19 protein-coding genes are annotated in these 21,271 nt (G+C 72.9%); 5 read left to right on the plus strand and 14 right to left on the minus strand.

The genetic code is table 11. The features are described from left to right. Nucleotides 1-5: 5 nt before the first annotated feature. On the minus strand, nt 6-263 hold the full coding sequence (locus tag ACIPM1_RS01850; RefSeq protein ID WP_402427557.1) for a hypothetical protein: 258 nt from the start codon (nt 261-263) through the stop codon (nt 6-8). 327 nt (nt 264-590) lie between these two features. On the opposite strand from ACIPM1_RS01850, the gene ACIPM1_RS01855 reads away from it, so the two are divergent. Further along, the gene (locus ACIPM1_RS01855; protein ID WP_402427560.1) at nt 591-863 is read left to right on the plus strand and encodes a hypothetical protein; all 273 of its coding nucleotides are present in this window, start codon (nt 591-593) and stop codon (nt 861-863) included. A gap of 70 nt (nt 864-933) precedes the next feature. Here the strand turns inward: ACIPM1_RS01855 and glnA are convergent, their stop codons facing one another. Beyond that, nucleotides 934-2,343, minus strand: coding sequence for a type I glutamate--ammonia ligase (glnA, locus tag ACIPM1_RS01860; protein WP_356188313.1), 1,410 nt, complete (start codon nt 2,341-2,343; stop codon nt 934-936). 207 nt (nt 2,344-2,550) lie between these two features. Here glnA and ACIPM1_RS01865 point away from each other — a divergent pair, with 207 nt between their 5' ends. Then, the gene (locus ACIPM1_RS01865) at nt 2,551-3,018 is read left to right on the plus strand and encodes an RDD family protein (protein WP_402427563.1); all 468 of its coding nucleotides are present in this window, start codon (nt 2,551-2,553) and stop codon (nt 3,016-3,018) included. A 138-nt stretch (nt 3,019-3,156) separates the two neighbouring features. Here the strand turns inward: ACIPM1_RS01865 and ACIPM1_RS01870 are convergent, their stop codons facing one another. From ACIPM1_RS01870 to lipB, 4 genes are all read right to left on the minus strand, one after another. Beyond that, nucleotides 3,157-3,858 (minus strand): DUF4191 domain-containing protein, encoded by a 702-nt coding sequence (locus tag ACIPM1_RS01870; RefSeq protein WP_402427566.1) that lies wholly within the window; start codon nt 3,856-3,858, stop codon nt 3,157-3,159. 68 nt (nt 3,859-3,926) lie between these two features. After that, a complete protein-coding gene (locus ACIPM1_RS01875) occupies nt 3,927-4,127 on the minus strand; it encodes a hypothetical protein (protein WP_356193216.1) in 201 nt (66 codons plus the stop codon). A 266-nt stretch (nt 4,128-4,393) separates the two neighbouring features. Further along, nucleotides 4,394-5,359, minus strand: coding sequence for a lipoyl synthase (gene lipA / locus ACIPM1_RS01880; RefSeq protein WP_356193218.1), 966 nt, complete (start codon nt 5,357-5,359; stop codon nt 4,394-4,396). A 94-nt stretch (nt 5,360-5,453) separates the two neighbouring features. After that, nucleotides 5,454-6,254, minus strand: a complete 801-nt coding sequence (gene lipB, locus ACIPM1_RS01885; RefSeq protein WP_402427571.1) for a lipoyl(octanoyl) transferase LipB — start codon at nt 6,252-6,254, stop codon at nt 5,454-5,456. Nucleotides 6,255-6,500: 246 nt separating this feature from the next. Here lipB and ACIPM1_RS01890 point away from each other — a divergent pair, with 246 nt between their 5' ends. Beyond that, nucleotides 6,501-7,979, plus strand: coding sequence for a regulator (locus ACIPM1_RS01890; RefSeq protein WP_402427574.1), 1,479 nt, complete (start codon nt 6,501-6,503; stop codon nt 7,977-7,979). Nucleotides 7,980-8,400: 421 nt separating this feature from the next. Here the strand turns inward: ACIPM1_RS01890 and ACIPM1_RS01895 are convergent, their stop codons facing one another. Together ACIPM1_RS01895 and ACIPM1_RS01900 are read right to left on the minus strand one after the other, a co-directional pair. Next, the gene (locus ACIPM1_RS01895) at nt 8,401-9,804 is read right to left on the minus strand and encodes an NAD(P)/FAD-dependent oxidoreductase (protein ID WP_402427577.1); all 1,404 of its coding nucleotides are present in this window, start codon (nt 9,802-9,804) and stop codon (nt 8,401-8,403) included. A 192-nt stretch (nt 9,805-9,996) separates the two neighbouring features. Further along, complete coding sequence (locus ACIPM1_RS01900; RefSeq protein WP_402427581.1) at nt 9,997-10,893, minus strand: TIGR01777 family oxidoreductase; 897 nt, start codon at nt 10,891-10,893, stop codon at nt 9,997-9,999. Between the two features lie 71 nt (nt 10,894-10,964). On the opposite strand from ACIPM1_RS01900, the gene ACIPM1_RS01905 reads away from it, so the two are divergent. Further along, nucleotides 10,965-11,489, plus strand: coding sequence for a GNAT family N-acetyltransferase (locus ACIPM1_RS01905; protein ID WP_356193228.1), 525 nt, complete (start codon nt 10,965-10,967; stop codon nt 11,487-11,489). Here ACIPM1_RS01905 and ACIPM1_RS01910 read toward each other — a convergent pair. After that, nucleotides 11,479-12,672 carry a MarP family serine protease gene (locus ACIPM1_RS01910; protein ID WP_402427584.1) on the minus strand — a complete coding sequence of 398 codons (1,194 nt, stop codon included), beginning with the start codon at nt 12,670-12,672 and terminating at the stop codon, nt 11,479-11,481. The genes ACIPM1_RS01905 and ACIPM1_RS01910 overlap by 11 nt on opposite strands. 338 nt (nt 12,673-13,010) lie before the next feature. On the opposite strand from ACIPM1_RS01910, the gene ACIPM1_RS01915 reads away from it, so the two are divergent. Then, nucleotides 13,011-13,784, plus strand: a complete 774-nt coding sequence (locus ACIPM1_RS01915) for a peptidoglycan recognition protein (protein ID WP_402427587.1) — start codon at nt 13,011-13,013, stop codon at nt 13,782-13,784. A 110-nt stretch (nt 13,785-13,894) separates the two neighbouring features. Here the strand turns inward: ACIPM1_RS01915 and ACIPM1_RS01920 are convergent, their stop codons facing one another. From ACIPM1_RS01920 to sucB, 5 genes are all read right to left on the minus strand, one after another. Next, the gene (locus tag ACIPM1_RS01920) at nt 13,895-14,422 is read right to left on the minus strand and encodes a DUF4240 domain-containing protein (RefSeq protein WP_402428150.1); all 528 of its coding nucleotides are present in this window, start codon (nt 14,420-14,422) and stop codon (nt 13,895-13,897) included. Nucleotides 14,423-14,479: 57 nt separating this feature from the next. Further along, nucleotides 14,480-15,454: a helix-turn-helix transcriptional regulator gene (locus ACIPM1_RS01925; protein ID WP_402427590.1), complete on the minus strand. Its 975-nt coding sequence runs from the start codon at nt 15,452-15,454 to the stop codon at nt 14,480-14,482. Between the two features lie 106 nt (nt 15,455-15,560). Then, the gene (aceE, locus tag ACIPM1_RS01930; RefSeq protein WP_402427593.1) at nt 15,561-18,263 is read right to left on the minus strand and encodes a pyruvate dehydrogenase (acetyl-transferring), homodimeric type; all 2,703 of its coding nucleotides are present in this window, start codon (nt 18,261-18,263) and stop codon (nt 15,561-15,563) included. Between the two features lie 257 nt (nt 18,264-18,520). Further along, a complete protein-coding gene (locus ACIPM1_RS01935) occupies nt 18,521-19,144 on the minus strand; it encodes a GntR family transcriptional regulator (RefSeq protein ID WP_356193241.1) in 624 nt (207 codons plus the stop codon). A gap of 204 nt (nt 19,145-19,348) precedes the next feature. Continuing rightward, nucleotides 19,349-21,169, minus strand: coding sequence for a 2-oxoglutarate dehydrogenase, E2 component, dihydrolipoamide succinyltransferase (gene sucB / locus ACIPM1_RS01940; protein ID WP_402427596.1), 1,821 nt, complete (start codon nt 21,167-21,169; stop codon nt 19,349-19,351). Between the last annotated feature and the right edge of the window lie 102 nt (nt 21,170-21,271).

Raw genomic sequence — 21,271 nt, forward strand, 5'->3', positions numbered from 1 at the left:
ATGTGCTAGTACCCCGTGCGCATCTGGGCGTACCCGAGGAGAAGGATCACCGCGGCCACGCAGCCGAGCACCGCGACGGTCGACACCCACGACGACCGGCGTGGGGCCACCGGGTCCGGGTCGGCACGGAAGGGCACCGGGCCCGGCGGGCTGTGCTTCCAGCGGGCGGCCAGCATCCGGGCCCGCGCGGAGGGCTCCTTGTGATCGGCGGCGTTCGCCCACCGGTGATCGAACTCGCGCTCCCAGTGGTCCTGTTCGGACATCCCCGTTCACCTTTCTCGTCCAGCGGAGCGGCCCGGGAAGAGCCCCGCTGTGTAGGACGTCGGGCGGCGCCGAAGGTTGCACGGCGATCGCGTACCTCGTTCGGCCCAAGATGCTGGGCGGTCGAGCGGCGACTAGCCTGAATCGGAGAGAGTCGACAACCGGGGGTACGCCCGCCGCTGCGAGATCCCCCTCGACCGGGGAGCGACAGCGTCGTCGCGCAGGCGGTGGCATCGCACCGAGGGCCGCGCCATCCCTTCCCGCCGCGGCCGCGGCAGTCCGTCCCGTGCCTCCGAAGCACCGCACGAGGGTGGAAAGAAGGTACATCGATGAACGCACCACGCGTGAGGCGTCTCTTCGCCATGTCCGCCATCGGCGTCCTGCTGGCCGGCGGCGCCGCCATCGGCGCCGCGGGCACGGCATCGGCGGCCGCACCGGCCAAGGCTCCCACCCACTACGGCGGTTGTTACTACGGTGGCTGGTGGGACGACGACGACTGCTACTACGGCTACGGCTACTGGGGCGGTTACAACAACGGCTACTGGGGCTACGACAACGGTTACTACGGCAGGGGCGGCGCCGTGGTGATCTGGCTGGGCTGACGGACAGGCCGAGGGCCGCCACCCGAGTCGATCGGGTGGCGGCCCTCAGTGTCGCGCGGCGCGGCGTCTGTCACACGTCGAAGTAGAGCTCGAACTCGTGCGGGTGCGGACGCAGCTGCAGCGGGGCGATCTCGTTCGTGCGCTTGTAGTCGATCCACGTCTCGATCAGGTCGGGCGTGAAGACGTCGCCCTGGAGGAGGAACTCGTGGTCGGCCTCGAGGCGGTCGAGGACGGCGCCGAGGGAGGTCGGGACCTGCGCCACGTTCGCGTGCTCCTCGGGAGCCAGCTCGTAGAGGTCCTTGTCGATCGGCTCGGCCGGCTCGATCTTGTTCTTGATGCCGTCCAGACCCGCCAGCAGCAGGGCCGAGAAGGCCAGGTACGGGTTGCCGGAGGAGTCCGGGGCGCGGAACTCGACGCGCTTGGCCTTCGGGTTCGAGCCGGTGATCGGGATACGCATCGCGGCGGAGCGGTTGCGCTGCGAGTACACCAGGTTGATCGGGGCCTCGAAGCCCGGAACCAGGCGGTGGTAGGAGTTCACCGTCGGGTTGGTGAAGGCCAGCAGCGACGGGGCGTGCTTGAGGATGCCGCCGATGTAGTAGCGGGCGGTGTCCGACAGGCCCGCGTAGCCGGCCTCGTCGTAGAACAGCGGGTCGCCGTTGGTCCACAGCGACTGGTGCACGTGCATGCCCGAGCCGTTGTCACCGAAGATCGGCTTCGGCATGAAGGTCGCGGTCTTGCCGTTGCGCCAGGCCACGTTCTTCACGATGTACTTGAAGAGCATGAGGTCGTCGGCGGCGGCGAGCAGCGTGTTGAACTTGTAGTTGATCTCCGCCTGGCCGGCGGTGCCCACCTCGTGGTGCTGGCGCTCGACCTTCAGGCCGGCGCGGTCCAGCTCCAGGGAGATCTCGGCGCGCAGGTCGGCGAAGTGGTCGACCGGGGCCACCGGGAAGTAGCCGCCCTTGTAGCGGACCTTGTAGCCGCGGTTGTTCTCCAGGGCGCCGGTGTTCCAGGCGCCGGCCTCGGAGTCGATGTGGTAGAAGGACTCGTTCGCGCTGGTCTCGAAGCGCACGGAGTCGAAGACGTAGAACTCGGCCTCGGGGCCGAAGTAGGCGGTGTCGGCGATCCCGGTGGACGCGAGGTACGCCTCGGCCTTCTTCGCCACGTTGCGCGGGTCACGGGAGTACTGCTCGCCCGTGATCGGGTCGTGGATGAAGAAGTTGATGTTGAGCGTCTTGTCCCGGCGGAACGGGTCGACACGGGCCGTCGACAGGTCGGCGCGCAGGGCCATGTCGGACTCGTGGATCGCCTGGAAACCACGGATCGACGATCCGTCGAAGGCGAGCTCCTCGTCCGGGTCGAACGCCTCAACGGGCACCGTGAAGTGCTGCATGACGCCCGGCAGGTCGCAGAACCGGACGTCGACGAACTTGACGTCCTCGTCCGCGATGAACTTCTTGGCCTCGTCGGCGTTCTGGAACATCCAGCTCCTCCTACTCCCGACCGTCCCGCCGGGGTGGTAGATCGTTCGTGCGGCCAGTGCGGTGGCACACGCTGCACTCGACCCTAGGGACGGGTGGTTTCTCGGGCGTGACTCATTTGTTTCGCAGAAGTTAACCGGCTCGGGTGCGGTCACGGTGTGGTCACCCCGCCGTGTCTCGTACATACAGGGTCGCAGTACCGTGGACGGGTGGACAACAGGCAAGCAATCGGGTCGTGGCTCTCCGGACCGCGCGCGGCCGCGGAGGACGCCGGAGCCGACTTCGGTTACCGGGGTGAACAGCTGGGTCTGCCGGAGCGGGGACCGGGTTCGATCGCCCGCCCGGGGCGGCGGCTGGGCGCCGTCGCCGTCGACTGGGGCCTGTGCCTGCTGATCGCATACGGTCTCATCACCCACGGCTATGACCAGGGCACCGGCAACTGGGCGCTGCTGATCTTCTTCGTGCTCGGCGCGCTCACCGTCGGCACGATCGGCTCGACCCCCGGCAAGCGCCTGTTCGGCCTGCGCGTGGTGGCCCTGGACACCGGCCGGGTGAACCCGCTGCGCGCCCTGCTGCGCACGGCCCTGCTGTGCCTGGCGATCCCGGCCCTGGTCTGGGACCGCGACGGCCGCGGCCTGCACGACCGGCTGGCCCGCACGGTCGAGGTGCGGATCTAGGCCGGAGTGCCCGGGATCCCTCCCGTGCAGGGCCCCGCCGCATACGACGTGGGGGCACCCGGAACGCTCCGGGTGCCCCCACGTCGTATGCGGTGAGGTCCGTCGTACGCGGTGACGTCCGACGGGGTGCGGGTGGCGTCAGCGTGCCTTCGGGCCGCCCCTGGGCATCCGCATCCCCTTGGGCATCGGGCCCTTCGGCAGCGGCATGTTGCTCATCAGGTCGCCCAGGGCGCGCAGCCGGTCGTTGGTGGCGGTGACCTGCGGGCCGGTCAGCACGCGCGGGAACTTCAGCATGGTGGTGCGCAGCTTCTTCAGCTCGACCTGGCCCTCGCCGGTGCCGACGATCACGTCGTGCACCGGGACGTCCGCCACGATGCGGGCCATCTTCTTCTTCTCGGCGGCGAGCAGGCCCTTCACCCGGTTCGGGTTGCCCTCGGCGACCAGCACGATGCCGGCCTTGCCGACCGCGCGGTGCACCACGTCCTGGTTGCGGTTCATCGCCACCGCCGGGGTGGTGGTCCAGCCCCGCCCGATGTTCTCCAGCACCGCCGCGGCGGCGCCCGGCTGGCCTTCCATCTGCCCGAAGGCGGCACGCTCGGCCCGGCGTCCGAAGACGATCGCCGCCGCCAGGAAGGCGAGCAGGGCTCCGAGGATGCCGAGGTAGACGGGGTGCCCGATCAGGAAACCGATCGCGAGGAAGACACCGAAGGTGATGATGCCGACAGCCGCGAGTACAAGACCGATCTTCTTGTCGGCCTTACGGGTCATCTTGTAGGTCAGAGCGATCTGCTTCAGTCGCCCGGCATTGGCAGCCTCGGCTGCGTTGTCCTTCCTCGCCATGGCACGAAGTCTACGTGGCCCCGGGAGCACCCGACGACGGCAGTGCCCCGGGAGGGGCGCGGGGCGGGTCAGGAGCGGCCGGAGCCGGCCTGCTCGAGGAAGAGCTGGGTCTCGACGCGGTCCTTGGCGCGGCGGCGGTCCTCCAGGACGGACGTCCAGGCGTTGCGGCGGGCGGTGCGCTGGCCGCTGCTCATGAGCAGGGACTCGACGGCGCGCAGCGCGTCGGTGAAGGACGGGATCGCGGTGGCGCGAACGGGCGCGGCCTGCATGGTGGAGGTCCCCCCTTGAAAGGGCTCGCGGTGTACGGGGTGTGAGTCCAGCGTCACTGTTTGGTGTTACCAGGACGTGACCGAACGGTCAAACACCGATGAAACCCCGGCGGTGCGGGCCAAAAGACTGACGCGGCCCCGACGGACGCCCTCATCTGCGGCGACGGTCGGGACCGCGTCATATCGGCCACTACCGAGCGGTAGGTTCTTGTGCGCGAATTCACACGCTAGCCGTTCCCTTGCGGGGCAGGGCGGGTGACGGACGGTCAGACGGCCTGGGTGGCGGCGAAGCTGCCCCGCTTCTCGACGGCCATCTGGTACAGGCGGCCGGCACGGTACGACGAACGCACCAGCGGGCCCGACATCACGCCGGAGAAACCGATCTGCTCGGCCTCCTCCTTCAGCTCGACGAACTCCTGCGGCTTCACCCAGCGCTCCACCGGGTGGTGGCGCACGCTCGGACGCAGGTACTGGGTGATGGTGACCAGCTCGCAGCCCGCGTCGTGCAGCTGCCGGAGCGCCTCGCCGACCTCCTCGCGGGTCTCGCCCATGCCGAGGATCAGGTTGGACTTGGTGACCAGGCCGAAGTCGCGGGCCTCGGTGATGACCTTCAGCGAGCGCTCGTAGCGGAAGCCGGGGCGGATCCGCTTGAAGATCCGGGGCACGGTCTCGACGTTGTGCGCGAAGACCTCGGGGCGGGCGGAGAAGACCTCCGCGAGCTGCTCCGGGACCGCGTTGAAGTCGGGGGCGAGCAGCTCCACCTTGGTCCGGCCGGCCTCGCGGTCCGCCGTCTGCCGGTGGATCTGCCGCACGGTCTCCGCGTACAGCCAGGCGCCGCCGTCCTCCAGGTCGTCGCGGGCGACGCCGGTGATGGTGGCGTAGTTGAGGTCCATGGTGACCACGGACTCGCCCACCCGGCGGGGCTCGTCGCGGTCGAGGGCCTCGGGCCTGCCGGTGTCGATCTGGCAGAAGTCGCAGCGCCGGGTGCACTGGTCGCCGCCGATGAGGAAGGTCGCCTCGCGGTCCTCCCAGCACTCGTAGATGTTCGGGCAGCCGGCTTCCTGGCAGACCGTGTGCAGGCCCTCGCTCTTCACGAGGTTCTGCATCTTCGTGTACTCGGGGCCCATTTTCGCCCGGGTCTTGATCCACTCGGGCTTGCGCTCGATGGGGGTCTGGCTGTTGCGGACCTCCAGGCGCAGCATCTTGCGTCCGTCGGGTGCGACTGCGGACACGACCAGCTCCCTAGCGTTTGATTCTTCGGCGCCCTCTAGGGTACGCCCGTGGAATTGAATGCCTGTGTGGGTGTCGGCTCCTCCACGGGCTTCCTCACGCCGCCGGCGTCTTCTCGATCTCCCGGGGCTTCAGCTCGGCGTTCTCCAGTACGTCGCGCAGGTGCCGCTCGACGACCGGGAGCACCTCCTCGACCGGCACGTCGCGGCCCAGCTCGTTGGCCAGGGAGGTGACGCCGGCGTCCCGGATCCCGCAGGGGATGATGCGGTCGAACCAGACGTTGTCCGGGTTCACGTTCAGCGAGAAGCCGTGCATCGTGACGCCCTTGGCCACGCGGATGCCGATCGCGGCGATCTTGCGGTCCTCGCGCCGCTGGCCGGCGTTGGAGGGGGCGTACTCCGGGCCGTTGAGGCGCGGGTCGAACTCGTCGTCGGTCAGCCGCGGGTCGAAGTCCAGGGACAGCCCGCCGAGCGAGGGCCGCTGCTCCACCGGGTCGCCGAGCACCCACACCCCGCTGCGGCCCTCGACCCGGGTGGTCGCGAGGCCGAACTCCGCGCAGGTGCGGATGAGCGCCTCCTCCAGGCGCCGCACGTGCGCCACCACGTCCACCGGGCGCGGCAGCTTCTGGATCGGGTAGCCGACCAGCTGGCCCGGCCCGTGCCAGGTGATCTTGCCGCCGCGGTCCACGTCGATCACGGGCGTGCCGTCCAGCGGCCGCTCGCTGTCCTCCGTGCGCCGGCCCGCCGTGTAGACCGGCGGGTGCTCCAGGAGGAGCACGGTGTCGGGGATCTCGTCCGCGAACCGGGCGGCGTGCACCCGGCGCTGTTCGTCCCAGGCCACCTGGTAGTCCACGGCCTCGGCACCGAATCCCATGCGGACGAACCGCAACTCACTCACGGCAAGTGCCTCCCTGGAAGGTCGTAAGGCACGAAACGCGCCCACGCAACTGTACGTCCGGCCGCCACGCGTCAGCCTCGGGGTCAATCCTCACACGATCGGATGAATGCCGGTCGAAGCATGCGATCACGTGCTTACGCTCCGCTACATTCGCGCCGTTCACGAGGCCGTAAGGGCTGCTCACAGGCAATCCGGGCACCGCAGCGGCCGTTGCGGGGGCCCGAAAGGCAGGAGACCGCACCGCAGATGACGGAACGACCCGCGCAGCGCACTCCCAACCGCCAGCTCGCCGCGCTCATCGCAGAAGCGGGGTTCTCCAACGCAGGTCTGGCCCGTCGTGTGGACCAGCTCGGCCTCGAACACGGACTGGACCTGAGATACGACAAGACGTCGGTCACCCGCTGGCTGCGCGGGCAGCAGCCCCGAGGGACCACGCCGGCCCTGATCGCCGAGGTCTTCACCCGGCGCCTGGGCCGCCGCCTGACCGCGCAGGACCTCGGCCTGGACGCCTGCGCCCCGGTGTACGCGGGGCTGGAGTTCGCCGCCACCCCGGAGGAGGCCGTCGACATCGTCAGCGGGCTGTGGCGCAAGGACTCCGGCAGCCACGCCGAGCTCCGCAAGATCGCCTTCACCCCCGCCGGCCTGGTCGTGCCCAGCCGGGACTGGCTGATCGGGCGGGCCGACGAGCGGGTCGGGCGGGCGGAGGCGCCCGGCGCCCGGGTCCCCCCGCAGGGCCGCCCGGTGGGCAGGCCGCCGGCCGCGGGCGAGCGGCCGGTGCCGTTCATGCCCCGGCAGCGCGGCCAGGCCGACCGCGGCCCCGGCCAGCGGGTCACCGCCGGGGACATCTCGGCGCTGCGCTCGGTCGGCGAGCTGTTCCGCAGCCTGGACGACATGTACGGCGGCGGCCACGCCCGCCAGGCGCTGGTGCGCTACCTGGAGCACGAGTGCGAGCCGATGCTGCGCGGCAGCTACGGGGAGCAGACCGGGCGCCGGCTGTTCGGCGCGGCCGCCGACCTGACCCGGCTGGCCGGCTGGACGTCGTACGACATCGGCGCGCACGGGCTCGCCCAGCGCTACTTCGTGCAGGCGCTGCGTCTGTCGCAGACCGCCGGGGACCGGCCGTACGGCGCCTATGTGCTGGTCACCATGAGCCGGCAGGCCGTGTACCTCGGGCACGGGCGGGAGGCCGTCCAGCTGGCCCGCGTCGCCCAGCAGGGGCTCGGCAGCTCCGCCGCGCCGGGCGTGCAGGCCCTGCTGCACGCCGCGGAGGCGCGCGGGCACGGGGTGCTCGGCGAGGTGCGCGCCTGCACCACCTCCCTGGTGCGGGCCGAGCGGGCCCTGGAGACCGCCCGGCCCGGTGACGAGGTGCCGTACTGGGCGCGCTTCTTCGACGAGGCCCAGCTCGCCGACGAGTTCGGCCACTGCCACCGGGACCTGCAGCAGTACCGCGCCGCCGCCCAGCACGCCGAGCGCGCGCTCCAGTTGCGCGCCCCGGCGTACGCCCGCAGCCGCCTGTTCTGCCGCGTCGTCCTCGCCACCGCCCGCCTCGCCCTCGGCGACCTCGACCAGGCCTGTCAGCTGGGCGCCGAGGCGGCCGGCCAGGCGGCCGAGATGCGCTCGGTCCGCGCGATCGAGTACGTCCGCGACTTCGAGCGCCGTCTGGAGCCCTACCGGGACGCGCCCCCGGTACGCACCTACCGGGACAAGGTGGCTGCCCTGGGCTGACCGACGGCGGCACGCGGCTCGCTCGCGGCACGGGGCTCGATGCGTTCCGGGCGGGTGTCGGGGTGCGGGGTACGGGGTGCCTGGTGGGCTGGTCGGGTGCCGGGGCGCGAGGTGCCGAGGACACGGCGCCTGATGTGTGCTGAGCAAGTGCCGGGGTGCCGGGGTGCCGGGGTGCCGGGGTGCCGGGGGACCGGGCGGGTGCCCGGGTGCTTGGTGTGCGGGGTGCCGGGCGGGTGCCGCGTTCCGAGGGGCGGGAGGTTCCGGGGCCCGGGGGCGGGCGCGGTGTCGGGGAGTGTGCGCGTACGGGAGTGCGCGAGCGGGGGGGCGCGGGACGAGCCCGGGCCCCCGGCGGCGGTCCCGGTGGGTGAGCGGCGGCCGCCGGGTGGTCCGGAGTGCCCGCGGCCGCCGCCCCCGCGGGTGTTCAGGCCGCCTCGGCCCTCGGGGGTGTCGCGGCCGGGTCCGCCCGGTGGAGCGGGCGGCCTGCTCCGAGGTCGGTCAGGATCGCCGCCGCGGCCCGGCGCGCGGAGTGCAGGGCACCCTGGACGGTGCTCGTGTCCCGGTGGTCGCCGCACACGTACAGGCCCGCCAGCAGCCGCACCGTGCGCCGCAGGTCGTGCGGGGGGCGCATGGCGGGCACGGCCTCGGCGGTGTGGTGCACCGCGAGGGTCTCCCAGCGCGCCGTCGAGGTCCCGTACAGGCGGGACAGGTGGATGCGCACGGCGGTGTCGACCCCGGCCGGGGGAGTGCCCAGGACCGTGGAGGACACCAGGGCCCGCCCGGCCGGCGCGCGGGCCGGGTCGACCCGGCTGACCACCGACGTGTGGGCGACCGGCCCGCCGCGGTCCGCGTCCAGCAGCAGGTGCCCGCCCGTCTCCGGCGGCTCGTCCGTCGTGTGGTGCACCACCGTCACCGGGTGGAAGTCCGGCACCCGCAGCCCGGGCAGCAGCTCGGCCGCGGCGCGCGCGTCCGTCGCGAGCAGCACGGCACGGCAGCGGACCACGCCGTGCTCGGCGGTGGTCACCGCCGTGGTGGAGACCGAGGTGACGCGGACGCCGGTGTGCACGGTCCCGGGCGGCAGCGTCCGGGCGAGCAGTTCCGGCAGCACCTCCGCGCCGCCCTCCGGCAGGCACAGCCGGCCGCTCGCGAAGGCGCGCAGCGCCAGGTCCGCGCACCGGCTGGACGTGGTGAGGTCCGGGTCGCACAGCAGGGCGGCCAGCAGCGGCCGCAGGAAGCCGTCGACGGTACGGCCGGGCAGCCCGCGTGCCGCCAGCGCCTGCCCGGCGGGCATCTCCGGCCGGGCCAGCAGACGCTGCACCGGGGTGCCCGCGATCCGGGCGAGCGCCGGGCCGAGCCGGGCCTGGTCCACCGCGGTGCCCAGCGGAGCGCCCGTCCGGGTCCGGACGGCGGAGACGGGCCGGAAGGGGACGACGGCCCGGAGCCGGGGCGGAGCCGGCGGCCGGGGGGCGCTCGCGAGGGCGCGCACCGCATGAAGTGCGCTCCTCGCGCTCCCCCCGCCCGCCGGTGCGCCCGCCCGGTGATGCCGTCCGCCGCTGTGCAGCAGCACCCCGGGCGCGAAGGGGCGCAGCACGAGCGCGTCGAGCCCGGGACTGAGGTCCAGTTCGGGATACGACGTGGACAGCAACTGCCCGATACGGTCGAGCCGGAAGCCGTCGACCTTCTCCGTCGACATGCGGCCGCCCACGTAAGGGGCGGCCTCCAGGACTGCGGTCGTTACTCCTGCGCTGGTCAGTCGATGCGCCGCCGAGAGTCCGGCGACCCCGGCTCCCACCACGACGACATCCGCCTGGTACGCGGGCTCAAGCACGTGCCCCTCCTCGAGGTTGCGCGACCGGTGGAGCAGTGATGCCCTCAACCGGCTTGAGGAATACCCGAGTTCGGGTCGACATTAGGGCCGTGACCGGTCAGGGTCAGTCGCGCATGGGCAGGGCACGGTCGCACGGCGGTCGCATACGGCCGTAAAGGATCGCGGAGGAAAACGCGGCAGGAAACTCAGGCGTCACAGGGCCGCCCGGACGGCCTCCTCGATCTCCGGGAACGCGAAGGTGAACCCCGACTCCAACAGCCGCCTGGGCACCACCCGTTGACTGCTCAGCACGTCCCCGGCCATCTCCCCGAGCGCCACCCGCAGCGCGGAGGCGGGCACCGGGAAGAGCGTCGGCCGGTGCAGCACCCGACCCATCGCGGCAGTGATCTCACGGTTCGTCAGCGGCTTCGGCGCGGTCAGGTTGACCGGCCCGGACAGGCCCTCCGTGTCGATGAGGTGCCGCAGCGCCGCCACCTCGTCGTGCAGCGCGATGAACGACCAGTACTGCCGGCCGTCGCCGATCCGGCCGCCCAGCCCCGCCTTGAACAGCGGGAACAGCCGCCCCCACGCGCCGCCCTCACCGGACACCACCAGTCCGGTGCGCGCGAACACCGTCCGCACCCCCGCCTCCTGCGCGGGCGCCGCGGCCTCCTCCCACTCCACGCAGACCGAGGGCAGGAAGCCGTCCCCGGGCGGCGCGTCCTCGTCGACGGCCCGGTCGCCGGTGTCGCCGTAGATGCCGATCGCGCTGCCGCTGACGAAGACCCGCGGGGGCGTGTCGAGCGAGGCCACGGCCTCGGCGAGCGCCGCCGTGCCGAGCACCCGGCTGTCGCGGATCTCCTTCTTGTACGCGTCCGTCCAGCGGTGGTCGCCCACTCCCGCGCCCGCCAGGTTGACCACGGCGTCGCAGCCGGCCAGCCCGGCCGCGTCCACGTACTGCCCGCCGGGATCCCAGCACACCTCGTCCGCGCTCTGGGCCGCCCGGCGCACCAGGCGCACCACCTCGTGCCCGTCGGCGGTCAGGGACCGCGCCAGAGCCCTGCCGATCAGCCCGGACGCCCCGGCCACCGCGATTCGCTGACGTTCCATGGGCTCATCGTGCCCCGTACCCCCGGAAAATCTCCCGTAGGCCGCACCGCCCCCGCCGTAGGGTGATCCTCATGCCGGTTCCGTACCCCTCCATACGACAGGCCAGGTTCGACGACGAGGAGACCCTCGGCCGGCTCGACCGTGCCGCCTGGTCCCCGTTGCACTCCGTCCAGGGCCGCCCCCGCGAGCCCCACCCGCCGTTCTTCGGCGACCGGTGCGGGCCCCGGGAGCACCTCGTCGCCGAGCTCGGCGGCACCCTCGTCGGCTACATCCGGCTGGGCTTCCCGACCCCCCTCGCCAGCAACGCGCACGTCCGCCAGATCCAGGGGCTCGCCGTCGCCGAGGAGGCGCGCGGCGCCGGGGTGGGCCGGGCCCTGCTGCGGGCGGCGCAGCAGGAGGCGCGCCGGCAGGGCGCCCGGCGGATCACCCTGCGGGTCCTCGGGCACAACACCCCCGCCCGCGCGCTCTACGCCTCCGAGGGGTTCGTGGTGGAGGGCGTCCTCCCACAGGAGTTCCTGATCGACGGCGAGTACGTCGACGACGTGCTGATGGGACGCTCCCTGGAGCTGCCGGGCCCGGACGGGCTCACGACGTGACCAGCGCGCCGGTGTCCACCGGGGCCGTCGCGTCCGCCGCCCGCCGCGCGTCCGAGGCGACCTCGGCGGCCGTCAGCACGTACCCCGTCTCTCCGTCGGAGGTCGAGCGGGCGAAGACCACGCCGTAGACCCGGCCTCCGGGGGTCAGCAGCGGGCCGCCGGAGTTGCCGGGGCGGACGGTGGAGCGGATGGAGTAGATCTCGCGGGTGACCGTGGTGTCGCTGTAGATGTTCTGGCCGGTCGCCCGGATCCGCCCGGCGACGGTCGCCGCCTGGAGGTTCAGGTCGCCGCCCTGCGGATAGCCCGCGACCACCGCCGTGTCGCCGTGCCGGGCGGTCCCGTCGAAGCGCAGCACGGGGGCGTGCAGCCGGGGTACGTAGAGCACGGCCACGTCCCGGTTCGGGTCGAAGAGCACCACCCGCGACTGGTACCACCGTCCGACGCCGCCGATCCGGACGGACGGGGCGTCGATGCCCGCGACCACGTGCGCGTTGGTCATCACGTGCTGCGGCGCGAACACGAAGCCGCTGCCCTCGCGGCCCTGGTTGCCCGAGGAGCCCTCGATCTTGACGGTGCTGAGCAGGGCGGCCTTGGTGGCGCTCGCCGTCACGCTGTCGCCGGAGGGTTCGGCGACGCCCGCCGCCGGCTCGTTCTCGAACGGGTTGAAGACCTGCGGGAAGCCCGCCTCGGTGAGCGCGGAGGTGGCGCGCGAGAACCAGGCGGGCGTGGTGTCGGGCATCGCCTCCTGCACGGCGCCCAGCACCGTCGAGTCGCGGATCGCCGTGGTCACCACCGGGGAGGAGGAGGCGCCCAGGACGCTGGCGGCCACCCAGGCCACGATCAGCACGGCCACCGAGTTGGCCGCGGCCCCGCCGATCCCGTCGGCCACCCGGAGCGGCCCCCGGCCGGGCCGGTCGAGCTCGCGCCGCAGGCGCACCGCCAGCCGCCCCGCCAGCTCGTGCCCGACGGCCGCCGGGACCAGCACGGTGAGTACGGCGGTCACCGTGGCCGCCGCCGAACCGCGCGTGACGAGCTGCATCACCCACGGCAGGAGCCACACGCCGACGACCGCGCCGCCCACGAACCCGGCCAGCGAGACGCATCCGGCCACCAGCCCGCGCCGGTAGCCGGAGGCCGCGTAGACGACGATGACCAGCAACAGCAGGAGGTCGAGCAGGTCCACTCACGCCGCCTTTCTCTCGGACCCCTCAGTACGTGGGGGACGGGCCCTGCGATGAGCCACGCGTACGTGGGAACGGGAACCGGCCACGTGTACGTGTACCCCCGGAAACGTCCCGGACCGGGATGATGGTTCCACCGGGTGGCACAACACACATCGCGGACGGACCGGATCGGGCCGACAGTGAGATCATGCGCTTTTTCGGCAATGAAGTCCGGAAAGTACGTAAAAAGCGGAGAGTCCTCAAAAGCCTGAAAGATCGGTGGCTTCGCACGGGCCGGTGGTTCCGGACGGGCTTGTGGGACCCGCGGTGCCCGGGGCGGCCGCGCCGGGGGGCCGTCGTGGTGCTGTGCTGTCTGCCCGGTCTCGCCGCCGCCGCCGCGCTGGTGCTGTGCGCCAGTGGGATCGACCGTGCGGTGACGGCGTCCTCGGAGGCGCTCGCGGCCGGCGCCGACGAGCCCGCCCGGTCGGCCGACACCCACTCGGCCGCCTCCGCGCACGCGGCCCCCCGGCCGCACATCGTGCCCCGGTCGGTCTGGCTGGACGACACCGCCCGGCACACCCAGCCGGCGCCGCGCTACGACGACAAGGTGGTCGCCGTCTTCGTCCACCACACCGACTCGCCCAACGGCTACGACTGCGCCGACAGCCCGCGCATCATCCGCTACCTCTACGCGGGCCAGACCGGCGCCCGCCGCTGGGACGACATCGGCTACAACTTCCTCGTCGACCGGTGCGGCACGATCTTCGAGGGCCGCGCGGGCGGGGTCGACCGGGCCGTCACCGGCGCCCACACCCAGGGCTTCAACCACCGCACCGCGGGGATCGCGGCCCTCGGCACCTTCACCGCCGGGGCCGAGGTGCCGCGGGCCATGACCGACGCGATCGCCGCGCTGGCCGCCTGGAAGCTGGGCCTGGCCGACATCGACCCGCGCAGCCGCGTGCGGCTGGTGTCCAGCAACGGCCACAGCCGGTACCGGACGGGCACCGCCGCCGTGCTCCCCGCCCTCGCGGGGCACAAGGACGGCTACATGACCAGTTGCCCGGGCGCGGCGCTGAACGACCGCCTCCCGGCCATCCGGCAGGCCGCGGCCCGGCTCCAGGGCAGGACCTGAGACATCCGCGTCCCCCCGGGACCCGCGCCCTCGGGGACCCGCGTTCTCCGGGACCCGCGCCGCCGCCCCGGGACCCGCGCCCCCGGTCGGCCTCGGGGCCGCCCCGGAATCTACGCCCCCGGCTCGCGGAAGCGGTCCCACAGCTTCGGGTAGCGCTCGGCGAGCGCCCGGTCGTCCTCGAAGTCGAGCGGCGTGCCCTCCGGCTCGGCCGGGGCGGGCGGGATGCCGAGGTCGGGGGCGACGGTCCCGGTGAGCTGTTCGTAGGCCTCGTCCGCCGCGTAGCCGAGGTCCTCGCCGTCGCCGTCGATCTCCTCGTCGAAGTCCGCGAGCAGGTCGGCGAGCGCGTCCGCATCGTGCAGGGCGCCCTCGAACACCTCCCGGCCCTGGCCGATCAGCCAGCACCGGAAGAAGTCGAACGCGTCGTCGCTCGCCCCGTCCAGCAGCACCCAGGCGGCGCCCCACAGGTCCCAGTGGTAGGCGCGGTTGTAGCGGGACTCGAAGTGACGGGCGAAGTCCAGGACCTGCTCCGGGTCCTGTTCGAGCAGCCGTTCGACGAGCAGATCGGCCTGGTCCTCGGGGTCGCCCTCGGCGGCCTCGCGGGTGTCGTCGATCAGCTCCCAGAACTCCGTCTCGTCCATCACGGGTTCAAGCATCGGGCAGCCGGGCAGGGGGCGCACGTGGAGTGCGGCGGATTGTTATGGGCGGTACAGCGCGGCGATCCGGGCCGCGTCGCGTGCGAAACGCTCCCGCAGCTCCACCGGGGCCACCACCTCCACCTCCGGCCCGAGCGCCGTGAGCTGGGTGTGGGCGACCTCCTCGGACTCCACCGGGAGGGTCACCGTCACCCGCCCGTCCTCGTCGGGACCGCCCGCGGAGGCCAGCGCCTCCCCGGCGGCGAGGGCGTCGACGGCGTACGGCAGTCTCCGTACGCCCTCCGCGGACAGCCGCACCACGACCTCCGCGCGCAGGATCGACCGCGCGAACTGCCCGGCCCGCTCCTCCCAGAAGGCGGGCAGATCGAACTCTCCGTCCCGCTCGAACCGCTCCTCGCCGGGCTCCACGGCGGTGAACCGGTCGATCCGGTACACCCGGAAGGCGCCGTGCCCGGCGACCCGGGCGCACAGGTACCAGACGCCCGCCTTGAGCACGAGCCCGTACGGCTCCAGCTCCCGGGCGACCTCCTCCCGCCCGCGCCGGTAGCGGGCGGCGATCCGCCGGTCGTCCCACACCGCGTCCGCCACCGCGGGCAGCAGCCCGGGCGTCCGCGGCTCGCGGAACCAGCTGGGCGCGTCCAGGTGGAAGCGCTGGGCCGCGGTCCGTGAGGCGTCGCGCAGCGAGGGCAGCAGCGCCGCGGACACCTTCAGCCGGGCGGCCGAGGCGGCGTCCTCCAGCCCCATCTCGCGCAGCGCGCCCGGCACCCCGCTCAGGAAGAGCGCCTCGGCCTCGTCGCGGGCCAGCCCGGTCAGCCGCGTGCGGTATCCGCCGACCAGCCGGTATCCGCCGGCCCGCCCCCGGTCCGCGTAGACCGGCACCCCCGCCTCCGACAGCGCCTGCGCGTCTCTTGCGACGGTCCGCTCCGACACCTCCAGTTCGCGGGCGAGCTCGGCGGCGGTCATGGAACGCCGGGACTGCAGCAGCAGCACCATCTTGATCAGTCGGGCGGCACGCATGGCTTCATGATGGCCGGGCGCGGGCGGACGACGAAGGGGTACGGCGTCCGCCGTACCCCTTCGTTCGCTGCGGCCGGCCGTTCGAGGCGACCGGCCGGAGGCCTGCCTACAGGCCGTACTTCTCCCGGGCCTCCTTGACCGCCGAGGTCTTCACCTCGCCGCGCCGGACGAGCTGGGCCAGGGCCGCCACGACGATCGACTCGGCGTCGACGCCGAAGTGGCGGCGGGCGGCCTCACGGGTGTCCGACAGGCCGAAGCCGTCGGCGCCCAGCGAGGACCAGTCCTGCTCGACCCACTGCGCGATCTGGTCCGGGACCTGCCGCATGTAGTCGGAGACCGCGAGGACCGGGCCCTCGGCGCCCTGCAGCGCCTGCCGGACGAACGGCACCCGCTCCTCGCCCCGCAGCAGCGCGGCGTCCGCGTCCAGGGCGTCCCGGCGCAGCTCGCTCCAGGACGTAGCGGACCACACGTCGGCGGCCACGCCCCACTCCTCGGCGAGCAGCCTCTGGGCCGAGAGCGCCCAGTGGATCGCCGTACCGGAGCCCAGCAGCTGGATCCGCGGGGCGTTCGCCGGGACCGTCAGGCCGGCCGACTCGGCGGTGTTGAAGCGGTACAGGCCCTTGACGATGCCCTCGTCGATGCCGAGACCGGCCGGCTTCGCGGGCTGCGGCAGCGGCTCGTTGTAGACGGTGAGGTAGTAGAAGACGTTCTGGTCCTCGCCCGGCGCGGCCTCGCCGTACATGCGGCGCAGGCCGTCCTTGACGATGGCCGCGACCTCGTACGCGAAGGCCGGGTCGTAGGTCAGCGCCGCCGGGTTGGTCGCGGCGATGACGGGGGAGTGGCCGTCGGCGTGCTGGAGGCCCTCACCGGTCAGCGTGGTGCGGCCGGCCGTGGCGCCGACCAGGAAGCCGCGGCCGAGCTGGTCGCCGAGCTGCCACATCTGGTCGGCGGTGCGCTGCCAGCCGAACATCGAGTAGAAGATGTAGAACGGGATCATCGCCTCGCCGTGCGTCGCGTACGCGGTGGACGCGGCGATGAAGTCGGCCATCGAACCGGCCTCGGTGATCCCCTCGTTGAGGATCTGGCCGTTCTCGGCCTCCTTGTAGTACATCAACTGGTCGCGGTCGACCGGCTCGTACGTCTGGCCCTTGGGCGAGTAGATGCCGAGCGAGGGGAACAGCGACTCCATGCCGAAGGTGCGCGCCTCGTCGGGGACGATCGGCACCCAGCGCTTCCCGGTCTCCTTGTCCCGGACCAGGTCCTTGACCAGGCGCACGAACGCCATCGTGGTGGCGACGTTCTGCGTGCCGGAGCCCTTGTCGAAGGCCGCGAACGCCTTCTCGGCGGGGGCGGGCAGCGGGGCGACGGGGTGCACCCGGCGGGCCGGGGCAGGGCCGCCGAGGGCCGCGCGGCGCTCCTGGAGGTAGCGGACCTCGGGGGAGTCGGCGCCGGGGTGGCCGTAGGGCACCTGGCCGTCGGTGAAGGCGCTGTCCGGGATGGGCAGTTCGAGCAGGTCGCGCATCGCCTTGAACTCGTCCACCGTCAGCTTCTTCATCTGGTGGTTGGCGTTCTTCGACGCGAAGCCCTCGCCGAGGGTGTGGCCCTTGACCGTCTGGGCCAGGATCACGGTCGGCGCGCCCTTGTGCTCCACGGCGGCCTTGTACGCGGCGTAGACCTTGCGCGCCTCGTGGCCACCGCGGGAGAGGTGGAAGCACTCGAGGATCTTGTCGTCGCTCAGCAGCTTCGCCATCTCGGCGAGCGCCGGGTCCTTGCCGAAGAAGTCCTCGCGGATGTAGGCCGCGCCGCGGGTCTGGTACGTCTGGACCTGGGCGTCCGGCACCTCGCGCAGGCGGCGGACCAGCGCGCCCGTGGTGTCGAGGGCGAACAGCTCGTCCCAGGCCGTGCCCCACAGCGACTTCACGACGTTCCAGCCGGCGCCCCGGAACTGGGCCTCCAGCTCCTGCACGATCTTGAAGTTGGCGCGGACCGGGCCGTCGAGGCGCTGCAGGTTGCAGTTGATGACGAAGGTGAGGTTGTCCAGCTCCTCACGGGCGGCGAGCGCGAGGGCCGCCGTCGACTCCGGCTCGTCCATCTCGCCGTCGCCGAGGAACGCCCACACGTGCGACGCGGAGACGTCCTTGACGCCCCGGCTGGTGAGGTAGCGGTTGAAGCGCGCCTGGTAGATGGCCGAGAGCGGGCCCAGGCCCATGGAGACGGTGGGGAACTCCCACAGCCAGGGCAGGCGGCGCGGGTGCGGGTACGAGGGCAGGCCGTTGCCGCCGGCCTCCTGGCGGAAGTTGTCCAGGTGCGTCTCGTCCAGGCGGCCGTCGAGGAAGGCGCGGGCGTAGATGCCGGGGGAGGCGTGGCCCTGGATGTACAGCTGGTCGCCGGAGCCGTCCCGCTCCTTGCCGTGGAAGAAGTGGTTGAAGCCGGTCTCGTACAGCCAGGCCGCGGAGGCGAAGGTGGCGATGTGGCCGCCCACGCCGTGCTTGCTGCCGCGGGTCACCATCGCGGCCGCGTTCCAGCGGTTCCAGGCGGTGATCCTCCGCTCCATCTCCTCGTCACCGGGCACGGACGGCTCGGCGGCGGTGGGGATGGTGTTGACGTAGTCCGTCTCGAGGAGCTTCGGCAGCGCGATGCCGGCGCCCTCGGCGCGCTCCAGCGTGCGGCGCATCAGGTACGCGGCACGGTGCGGCCCGGCCGCCTTGGCGACCGCGTCCAGGGAGGCCTGCCATTCGGCGGTCTCCTCCGGGTCACGGTCCGGGAGCTGGTCGAGCGCGCTCGGCTGGATGGCGTTGGGGTCGGTCATGTCGCCGCCTTCCTCAGTCGAAGGGGGTTCCCTCATCGGTAAGGGTTCGGGGGTGCCCTTGGTCTTTGGCAGGACAGGGCGGGGGCTCCGGTGGGAGTCCGTCGTGACTCTAACTCCCTGATCGATGATCGATCAAAGGGTTGAGGGCGAAAACCTCTTGATCACGAGAAAGTAGGCACGCGGTGCCTTGGGGGTGGGCACCGCGTGCCGCGTTGTGGAACGGTTTCCGCAGGTGAGCGCGCGGATGCTCGGCTGCGTCAGGCCCGCGGCGCGCAACCCAGCACGTGCGCCTTGACCAGCTCGGCGATCCGCGGGTCCCGCCGCTTGAACGCCTCCACCAGCTCCTGGTGCTCCTCGGCGTACGACTGCTGGACCGTGCCCAGCCAGCGGATGGACAGCGCCGTGAACACCTCGATGCCGAGGCCCTCCCAGGTGTGCAGCAGCACCGAGTTGCCGGCCGCGCGGACCAGCTCCCGGTGGAAGCCCACCGTGTGCCGCACCTGGGCCGTGCCGTCCGCCCGGCGGTCCGCGTCGTACAGGGCGGCCACGTGCGGCTCCAGGGCCGAGCAGTCCTCGGCCAGCCGGTCGGCGGCCAGTTCCGCCGCGATGGCCTCCAGACCGGCCCGGACCGGGTAGCTCTCCTCCAGGTCGGCCGCGGTCAGGTTGCGCACCCGCACGCCCTTGTTCGGCGCCGACTCGATCAGCCGCAGCGACTCCAGCTCGCGCAGCGCCTCCCGCACCGGCGTCTGGCTGACCTCCAGCTCGGTCGCGATCCGCCGCTCGACGATCCGCTCGCCCGGCTTCCAGCGCCCGCTGACGATCCCCTCCACGATGTGCTCGCGGATCTGCTCGCGCAGCGAGTGGACGACGGGCGCGGTCATGAGGGCTCCTTAAGGAGGGGCCCAGGGCCCCCGGGGGCGTTGACGCTTAGACAATACGGCCGCGAGACCGCGCGGGGAGGGCGCACGGCGGCGCTTTCCTGCAGGTGAGACGAGGCTTACACGCCGCGGGGGCCGACAAAAGCGGCGCCCCCGCCCGGAAACTCCGGACGGGGGCGCCGCAGGCCTCGATCGCCTGTCGGTGGCTCAGAGCCCGAGCTCGACCTCGAACTCGCCGGCCTCGAGGATCGCCTTGACCGCCGTCAGGTAGCGGGCGGCGTCGGCGCCGTCCACCAGGCGGTGGTCGTAGGAGAGGGTCAGGTAGGTCATGTCGCGGACGCCGATGACCGTGCCCTCCTCGGTCTCGATGACGGCCGGGCGCTTGACGGTGGCGCCGATGCCGAGGATCGCGACCTGACCCGGCGGCACGATGATCGTGTCGAACAGCGCGCCGCGCGAGCCGGTGTTGCTGATGGTGAAGGTCGCACCGGACAGCTCGTCCGGCGTGATCTTGCTGGACCGGACCTTGCCCGCCAGGTCGGCGGTGGCCTTGGCGATACCGGCGAGGTTGAGGTCGCCGGCGTTCTTGATGACCGGGGTCATCAGGCCCTTCTCGGAGTCCACCGCGATACCGATGTTCTCGGTGTCGAAGTAGGTGATGGTCCCCTCGGCCTCGTTGATCCGGGCGTTGACGGCCGGGTGGGCCTTCAGCGCCTGGGCGGCGGCCTTGACGAAGAACGGCATCGGGGAGAGCTTGACGCCCTCGCGGGCGGCGAAGGAGTCCTTCGCGCGGCCGCGCAGCTTCATCAGCCGGGTGACGTCGACCTCGATCACTGAGGACAGCTGGGCCTGCTCGTGCAGGGCCTTGACCATGTTGTCGCCGATGACCTTGCGGATCCGCGGCATCTTCACGGTCTGGCCGCGCAGCGGGGAGGCCTCCAGGGCGGGGGCCTTCTTCGCGGCGGCGGCGGGGGCGGCGGCCGGGGCGGCCGCGGCGGCCTTCGCGGCCTCGGCGGCGGCGAGGACGTCCTGCTTGCGGATGCGGCCGCCGACGCCGGTGCCCTTGACGGTGGACAGGTCCACGCCGTTCTCGGCGGCGAGCTTGCGCACCAGCGGGGTCACGTACGCACCCTCGTCGGTCGCCTGGGCGGCGGCCGGAGCGGCAGCCGGGGCCGGGGTGACCGGGGCGGGCGCGGCCGGAGCGGGAGCCGGGGCCGGAGCCGCGGGCTGGGCCGGGGCCGGGGCGGCAGCGGCGGGGGCCGGAGCGGGAGCCGGGGCCGGGGCGGGAGCCGGGGCGGGAGCAGCCGGAGCCGCGGGGGCGGCCGGAGCGGCCGGGGCCTCGGCGGCGGGCGCCGGAGCCGGGGCGGCGGGGGCCTCGGCGGCCGCGGGAGCGGCACCCGGGGCGCCGATGACGGCGAGCTTGGCGCCGACCTCGGCGGTCTCGTCCTCGCCGACCGTGATCTCCAGCAGCACACCGGAGGTGGGCGCCGGGATCTCGGTGTCGACCTTGTCCGTGGAGACCTCGAGCAGCGGCTCGTCGGCCTCGACGGAGTCGCCGACCGACTTCAGCCAGCGGGTGACGGTGCCCTCGGTGACGGACTCGCCGAGCGCGGGCAGGACCACGTCCGTGCCCTCGGCGGAGCCGGCGCCGGCGGTGGCCTCGGCGGTCGGAGCCGGGGCTGGGGCGGCCTGCTCGGTGGAGGGGGCGGCCGGAGCGGCGGCCGGGGCCGGCTCGGGCTCGGCCGCCGGGGCCTCGGCGGCGGGGGCCGGGGCGGCCGCGGGGGCGCCGGAGCCGTCGTCGATCAGGGCCAGCTCGGCGCCGACCTCGACCGTCTCGTCCTCGGCGACCTTGATCGAGGCCAGCACGCCGGAGGCGGGGGCCGGGATCTCGGTGTCGACCTTGTCGGTCGACACCTCGAGCAGCGGCTCGTCGGCCTCTACGCGCTCGCCCTCGGCCTTCAGCCAGCGGGTGACAGTGCCCTCGGTGACGCTCTCACCGAGCGCCGGAAGGGTTACGGAAACCGCCATGGTTTCGGTTGCTCCTTACGGATGGGTTCCCCGCCCGGTTCCCGAGGAGCCGGGAACCGGGGAGAAGCGGAAGTCTGTGTCGTCGCGCCCGGTGACTGAGGG

Source organism: Streptomyces sp. NPDC086766 (assembly GCF_044746005.1).
In the GTDB taxonomy this organism is placed as follows: Bacteria; Actinomycetota; Actinomycetes; order Streptomycetales; family Streptomycetaceae; genus Streptomyces.